The 2903-nt window shown below is 56.1% G+C and carries 2 rRNA genes; both read left to right on the forward strand.

The features are described 5' to 3' along the window. Positions 1-2671: ribosomal RNA gene (locus M1L60_RS46595) — 23S ribosomal RNA — on the forward strand; the annotation flags it as partial. 107 nt (positions 2672-2778) lie between these two features. Then, positions 2779-2895, forward strand: a 5S ribosomal RNA gene (rrf, locus tag M1L60_RS46600). Positions 2896-2903: the final 8 nt, after the last annotated feature.

The raw sequence follows: 2903 nt of genomic DNA on the forward strand, positions 1-2903 counted from the left end.
CCCGAGTAGCAGCGGACTCCTAGAATCTGCTGTGAATCTGCCAGGACCACCTGGTAAGGCTGAATACTTCCTGGTGACCGATAGCGGACAAGTACCGTGAGGGAATGGTGAAAAGTACCCCGGGAGGGGAGTGAAATAGTACCTGAAACCGTTCGCCTACAATCCGTCAGAGCCTTAGGAGCTTCGGTTCCGGGGTGATGGCGTGCCTTTTGAAGAATGAGCCTGCGAGTTAGTGGCACGTGGCGAGGTTAACCTGTGTGGGGTAGCCGTAGCGAAAGCGAGTCTGAATAGGGCGTTTTTAGTCGCGTGTTCTAGACCCGAAGCGGGGTGATCTAGCCATGGGCAGGTTGAAGCGTGGGTAAGACTGCGTGGAGGACCGAACCCACCAACGTTGAAAAGTTGGGGGATGACCTGTGGTTAGGGGTGAAAGGCCAATCAAACTCCGTGATAGCTGGTTCTCCCCGAAATGCATTTAGGTGCAGCGTCGTGTGTTTCTTGCCGGAGGTAGAGCACTGGATGGTCTAGGGGGCCTACAAGCTTACCGAAATCAGCTAAACTCCGAATGCCGGTAAGTGAGAGCGCGGCAGTGAGACTGCGGGGGATAAGCTTCGTAGTCGAGAGGGAAACAGCCCAGATCACCAGCTAAGGCCCCTAAGCGTGTGCTAAGTGGAAAAGGATGTGGGATCGCATTGACAACCAGGAGGTTGGCTTAGAAGCAGCCATCCTTTAAAGAGTGCGTAATAGCTCACTGGTCAAGTGGTTCTGCGCCGACAATGTAGCGGGGCTCAAGCACACCGCCGAAGCTGTGGCATTCACACATTCATCCGCGTCTGAACTTGGTTCAGTCGTGCAGTGGTGTGGATGGGTAGGGGAGCGTCGTATGGCGAGTGAAGCGGCAGAGTGATCTAGCCGTGGACGCCATACGAGTGAGAATGCAGGCATGAGTAGCGAATGAAGAGTGAGAACCTCTTCCGCCGGATGACCAAGGGTTCCAGGGCCAGGCTAATCCGCCCTGGGTGAGTCGGGGCCTAAGGCGAGGCCGAGAGGCGTAGTCGATGGATAACGGGTTGATATTCCCGTACCCGCAAAGGAACGCCCAAGACGAACCTTCATGTACTAACCGCGCAAAGCCGGCGACGACTTCGGTCTGAACTGGTGGAGTCCGGGACCTTGTGGGGTAGTAGTTTAGTGATGGGGTGACGCAGGAAGGTAGATGATCCCAGGCGGTGGTTGTCCTGGGGTAAGCGTGTAGACCGTGTCATAGGCAAATCCGTGACACATGTAGGTTGAGACGTGATGCCGAGCCGTTTCAGGTGAAGTCATTGATCCTATGCTGCCGAGAAAAGCCTCTAGCGATGTTCCGAGCGGCCCGTACCCTAAACCGACACAGGTGGTCAGGTAGAGAATACCGAGGCGACGGGTGAACTGTGGTTAAGGAACTCGGCAAATTGCCCCCGTAACTTAGGGAGAAGGGGGGCCGGACGCGTGAAGCCCCTTTGCGGGTGGAGCGTGGTATGGCCGCAGAGAGCAGGGGGAAGCGACTGTTTACTAAAAACACAGGTCCATGCCAAGTCGTAAGACGATGTATATGGACTGACGCCTGCCCGGTGCTGGAACGTTAAGGGGACCTGTTAGCTCTTCGGGGCGAGGCGGAGAACTTAAGCGCCAGTAAACGGCGGTGGTAACTATAACCATCCTAAGGTAGCGAAATTCCTTGTCGGGTAAGTTCCGACCTGCACGAATGGCGTAACGACTTCCCCACTGTCTCAACCACAGGCCCGGCGAAATTGCAGTACGAGTAAAGATGCTCGTTACGCGCGGCAGGACGGAAAGACCCCGGGACCTTTACTATAGCTTGACATTGGTATCCGAATTTAATTGTGTAGGATAGGTGGGAGCCGGTGAAGCTCGGACGCCAGTTCGGGTGGAGGCAATCTTGAAATACCACTCTGTTGGGTTTGGGTATCTAACTTGCGGCCCTGATCGGGTCGAGGGACAGTGTCTGGTGGGTAGTTTAACTGGGGCGGTTGCCTCCTAAAGGGTAACGGAGGCGCCCAAAGGTTCCCTCAGCCTGGTTGGCAATCAGGTGTTGAGTGTAAGTGCACAAGGGAGCTTGACTGTGAGACTGACAGGTCGAGCAGGGACGAAAGTCGGGACTAGTGATCCGGCACTTGCGTGTGGAAGCGGTGTCGCTCAACGGATAAAAGGTACCCCGGGGATAACAGGCTGATCTTCCCCAAGAGTCCATATCGACGGGATGGTTTGGCACCTCGATGTCGGCTCGTCGCATCCTGGGGCTGTAGCAGGTCCCAAGGGTTGGGCTGTTCGCCCATTAAAGCGGTACGCGAGCTGGGTTTAGAACGTCGTGAGACAGTTCGGTCCCTATCCGCCGTGCGCGTTGGATACTTGAGAAGGGCTGTCCCTAGTACGAGAGGACCGGGACGGACGAACCTCTGGTGTGCCAGTTGTCCCGCCAGGGGCACGGCTGGTTGGCTACGTTCGGAAGGGATAACCGCTGAAAGCATCTAAGCGGGAAGCTCGCTTCGAGATGAGGTATCCCACCACCTTGAGTGGGTAAGGCTCCCAAGAGACTATTGGGTTGATAGGCCGGAGATGTAAGCCAGGTAACTGGTTCAGTCGACCGGTACTAATAGGCCGAGGGCTTAACCACCCTAAACTTTTTGCTCAACGCGTCCACTGTGTGATTCACAGCAAACGAACAACCGCACGCCGGCAACTGCTGGTGTTCGTTGGTTGGATCGTCACGCTGATAGCTGTTTCGGTGGTCATAGCGGAGGGGAAACGCCCGGTCTCATTCCGAACCCGGAAGCTAAGCCCTCCAGCGCCGATGGTACTGCACTCGGGAGGGTGTGGGAGAGTAGGACGCCGCCGGACTCAACGTG

It is taken from the genome of Paractinoplanes aksuensis, assembly GCF_024137025.1.
GTDB classification, from domain to species: domain Bacteria; phylum Actinomycetota; class Actinomycetes; order Mycobacteriales; family Micromonosporaceae; genus Actinoplanes; species Actinoplanes aksuensis.